The organism is Pusillimonas sp., from assembly GCF_035515275.1.
Taxonomy (GTDB): domain Bacteria; phylum Pseudomonadota; class Gammaproteobacteria; order Burkholderiales; family Burkholderiaceae_B; genus Pusillimonas.
Genome location: NZ_DATJBQ010000113.1, coordinates 1 through 4,501 on the forward strand (window position 1 = coordinate 1; position 4,501 = coordinate 4,501).

At 57.3% G+C, this 4,501-nt stretch carries 4 protein-coding genes; all 4 read right to left on the reverse strand.

The annotated features are described in order from the left end of the window. Positions 1 to 272: 272 nt before the first annotated feature. Positions 273 to 1,022, reverse strand: a complete 750-nt coding sequence (locus VL003_RS08485; protein ID WP_325441496.1) for an ABC transporter ATP-binding protein — start codon at positions 1,020 to 1,022, stop codon at positions 273 to 275. Further along, positions 1,019 to 1,798, reverse strand: a complete 780-nt coding sequence (locus VL003_RS08490; RefSeq protein ID WP_325441498.1) for an ABC transporter ATP-binding protein — start codon at positions 1,796 to 1,798, stop codon at positions 1,019 to 1,021. The genes VL003_RS08485 and VL003_RS08490 overlap by 4 nt, the downstream gene beginning before the upstream one ends. Further along, entirely contained in the window at positions 1,795 to 3,708 is a 1,914-nt protein-coding gene (locus VL003_RS08495; protein WP_325441500.1) for an ABC transporter permease, read from the reverse strand. Before VL003_RS08495 ends, VL003_RS08490 begins: the two co-directional genes overlap by 4 nt. Positions 3,709 to 3,769: 61 nt before the next feature. Further along, a partial coding sequence (locus tag VL003_RS08500) for an ABC transporter substrate-binding protein (RefSeq protein ID WP_325441502.1) occupies positions 3,770 to 4,501 on the reverse strand: 732 nt, incomplete at its 5' end.

Consider the following 4,501-nt stretch of genomic DNA (forward strand, 5'->3'; position numbering starts at 1 on the left):
CGCTCCTCGGGATTCGGACAAGCGGGCGCCTTTGAGCCGCCCAAATGAAGAAAATGCGGCGCGGGACGAAAGGCCCGCCTGATAGGCCCCCGCCCCTGACCCTTTTGGTTGGGATTGATCGTGCCGGGATGTGGAGAGATTGTTGGGCGTGGTTCGGATCTAAAGGGGTACTAACAGGTAGAACGAGTAACTAGGACGAGTGGTGGTATGGGCCTGGCATCTCCGCCCATGGTCCGACTGAACAACTAAAACCAGAACCCACCAAAAAAAAACTAAACGGTTAAATACGCCCGCCGAACTTCTTCGTTTTCGGCCAGTTCTTCCATGGAGCCGCTGTAGCGAATCTGGCCCTTTTCAAGTACATAGACCCGATCGGAAACGAGCTCGGCAAAATGCACGTTCTGCTCAGAAAGCAAGATGCTGACGCCTTGTTCTTTCAGGGCCAGAATCATTCCAGCCATCTGCTCGACAATAACGGGCGCCACGCCTTCGGAGGGTTCGTCGAGCAGTACCAGAAAAGGGTTGCCCATGAGCGTGCGGGCCACGGTAAGCATCTGCTGCTCGCCGCCGCTCATGTGGCCGCCGGGGCGGTCTTGCATGGCGCCCAGGTTGGGAAACAACTGGTACAGCGCCTCGGGAGCCCATTCTGGGGCGGATGTGCCGTCGGGCCATTTGCGGGCAGGCTGGCGACCGACCTCGAGATTCTCGGTAACGGTAAGGTCGGTAAAGATGCGACGGTCTTCGGGCACAAACCCCAGGCCCTGCCGCGCGATCTCGTAAGGTTGCTTGCCGTCAATGCGCTTGCCCATAAAGCTGACGTCGCCCTTCCATTTGTCCATCAACCCCATGATCGACTTGAACGTGGTTGACTTGCCCGCGCCGTTACGACCCATCAAGGCCACAACCTCGCCCCGGCGCACATTCAGGCTGACGTCGAACAGAATATGCGCCGCACCGTACCAGGCGTTGAGCCCGGAAACCTCGAGCAGGGCCTGATCGGCCGATGTAGGAACTTGATTCATGTTGCCGCCTGCGTAGTGTGTTTCTTTTCGAATGTCTTGCCGGTGCCGAAGTACACCTCTTGCACCTTGGGATGATTGCGGATGTGGTTGGCGTCGCCCTCGGCAATAAGCTTGCCCCGTGCCAATACGATGACTCGATCGGCATATGCAAAGACTACGTCCATGCTGTGCTCGGTGAAGAGCACCGCCATATTGCGTTCGACCACCAGCTTTTTGGTCAGTGCCATAAGCTCGTTGCGCTCTTTGGGTGCCATGCCGGCGGTGGGTTCGTCCATTAGAAGCAGCTTGGGGTCATTGGCCAGGCCCATGGCCAGCTCTACCCGCTTTACGTCGCCGTAGGCCAGCTCGCTGCAAGGCCGGTCGAACTGTTCGGCCATTCCCACCTGGGCCAATAAGGACAATGCCTCGTCGCGATATTGGTCGGCGGCCACGCTTAGGAACGAATAGATTTTTCGATGGTGGGACAACAAGGACATCTGCACGTTCTCGACCACAGTAAGCGAAGCAAACGTGGCGGCAATCTGGAACGTGCGCCCAACGCCCATATGGGCGATCTTGCGAGGCGCAAGGCCGATCAGCTCGGTGCCCTGTAACTGCACCGAGCCCGCGCTGGCCGGCAACTGCCCATTGACCATGTTGAATGTCGTGGTCTTGCCGGCGCCATTTGGGCCGATCAGTGCCAGCAACTCGCCCTGACGAACATCGAAACTGATGTCGTCCACCGCCTGGTTACCACCGAACTTCTTGCTGAGTTTCCTGACCTGGAGCAGACTCATGCCGCTTTCTCCTTGACCTTGTCACGGCGGCGCATGCTCATTCCTTCAAACAGTTGTTTGAAGAAGCCGGCTATACCCTGCGGGAAGGCAAGCACAAGAAGCAAAATGACGCCGCCGAACAAGGCGTGCCAATATTGGGTCGCCCCCAAGAAATAGTCTTGCAACACCTTGAAGGTGGCTGCGCCGACAATCGGCCCCACCAGCGTCTGAACGCCACCCAACAAGACCATAACCAAGCCGTCGACCGACTTGCTGATGGAAATGACCTCGGGTGCCGCGCTGCCTTTAGAGAACACAAACAACGCACCTGCCAGGCCGGCAAAAACGCCCGAGATGATGAATGTGATCCATTGCACCCGCTTGACGTTGATGCCCACCGCCTCGGCACGCAGGCCGGAGTCGCGGGACGAACGCATGGCATAGCCAAAGGGCGAAAACAGGATTCGGCGCATTATCACCGTAGCCACCAGAACCACAGCAAAGGCAAAGTAATAATATGCGTCGCCCTCGAGCCAGCCAGGCGGCCAGATGCCGATCAGCCCATTCGAGCCGCCGGTAAAGTCGTCCCACTGGTAAACAATGGACCATACGATTTGTGCAAACGCCAAGGTAAGCATGGCCAGGTACACACCCGAAAGCCGTATGCAGAACCAGCCAAAAACCAGGGCCCCCACGCCTGCAATGAGCGGAGCCATGGCAATGGACCAACCCATGGAAAACGCGGCCACTTTAAGTAGCAGCGCCGCTCCGTAGGCGCCCAGACCAAAATACGCTGCGTGACCAAAAGAGTTCATGCCTCCGGGGCCCATCATGAAGTGCAGGCTCAGGGCGAACAACGCCGAAATAATAATGTCGAGCATCAGCACTGGCGCGTAAGGGAACAAGTCGGACAACAACGGAATGACGATGAGCACGGCAACAACTACGCCCACCAGCACCTTGAATGGCGTGGTTGAGCGGCGCAACGGGGCTTCGATAGGCGCCGAGTTGCGACTGTGCCCCTGCGGCTTGCCAAACAAGCCCCACGGCCGGAAAATCAGCACAATGGCCATAAAGATGAACTCGACCACCAGCGTCAGCTTGGGAAAGGCAAAACTGATCCCCCAGAAACTGACCGTGCCCAGTGCAATGCAAATGGCCTTGAGTTCGGCAATGAGCAGTGCTGCAATATAGGCACCCGGAATGGAGCCCATGCCGCCCACAACAACAATGACAAAGGCATCGCCGATGACACTAAGATCGAGTGTAAGGTTGGCAGGCACCCGGGGAATCTGCACTGCTCCGCCCAGGCCCGCCAGAAAGGCACCCAGGGCAAATACACCGGTAAACAGCCAGGCCTGATTAACCCCTAATGCACCGAGGATTTCGCGGTCTTGAGTGGCGGCGCGCACCAAGGTGCCCCACCGCGTGCGGGTCAGCAACAACCACAGCAATCCCAGCACCAGGGGACCGATGAATATCAGCACCAGGTCGTACCAGGGGAAGTAGCGGCCAAGGATCTGAAATGAGCCGTTAAGCCCCGGCGCCAACGGTCCTAGAAGATCTTCGGGGCCCCACAGCCACATGGCGGCATCATTGAAGATAAGCACGAGCGCAAACGTGGCCAATAGCTGGAAGAGCTCGGGCGCGCGATAAATGCGCCGTAACAATATTATTTCGATGGCGGCGCCCAAGGCGCCGATAAGCAAAGCCGCCGCGATCAACCCCGCCCAAAAACCCAACGGCGTCTGCCCGATGGACTGAACCAGGGTGTACGCCACGTACAAACCCAGCATGTACAACGAACCATGCGCGAAGTTGACGATGCGAGTTACGCCGAAAATCAGCGAGAGCCCCGCGGCAACCAGAAACAATGAAGACGCTTCAGCCAGCCCATTCAATAGCTGGACGATCAGACCCGACAAATCCATTTCTATTCACACCCTTGTGGCCGGGGGTGCACCCCAATATGGCGCACCCTCTTGCACGACCTTACTCGGCCGGACGCATTTTCTTGATTTCTTCGTCGGAAGGCTGAACATCCGCGCCGTTGATGTAACGGATATCGGTCATGATGCCCTTGCCGTCTTTGACGGCGAGCTTGCCGACATAGGCACCCATGGTCGATTGATGATCGATGGGGCGGTACACAATGGGGCCGAAGGGAGTTTCAACATCAAGCCCCTTGAAGGCCTTGATCATGGCTTCTGTTTCGGTGGAGCCTGCTTTATTGATACCGGCCGCAAGCGACTTGATCGCCGAGTAACCTACGATCGTACCCAAACGCGGGTAGTCGTTGAACTTGGCTTGGTACGCCTCAAGGAATTTTTTATGCTCGGGCGTGTCAATGGCGTACCACGGGTAACCCGTAACCACCCAGCCTTCTGGGGTCTCGCTACCTAAAGGATCAAGGTATTCGGGTTCGCCGGTAAGCAAGCTGACTACGGAAAGGTCCTTGAAGAAATTACGCTGTGTGCCGGCCCGTACCAACTTGGCCAGATCGGCTGCGAACAATACGTTGAACATGGCATCGGGCTTGGCGTCGGCAAGGGCCTGAATCACGTTTGCCGCATCGACTTTACCAAGCGGCGCCGCTTGCTCGGCGACGAATTCGACATCGGGCTGGGCTTCTTTAAGCAACTTCTTGAACGTTGCCACGGCTGATTGGCCGTACTCGTAGTTGGGGTATACCACCGCCCAGCGCTTTTTATTCATTTTTACGGC

Coding starts and splice junctions, on each gene's coding strand:
- VL003_RS08485 (WP_325441496.1), bottom strand. CDS start 1,022: ATGAATCAAGTTCCTACATCGGCCGATCAGGCCCTGCTCGAGGTTTCC.
- VL003_RS08490 (WP_325441498.1), bottom strand. CDS start 1,798: ATGAGTCTGCTCCAGGTCAGGAAACTCAGCAAGAAGTTCGGTGGTAAC.
- VL003_RS08495 (WP_325441500.1), bottom strand. CDS start 3,708: ATGGATTTGTCGGGTCTGATCGTCCAGCTATTGAATGGGCTGGCTGAA.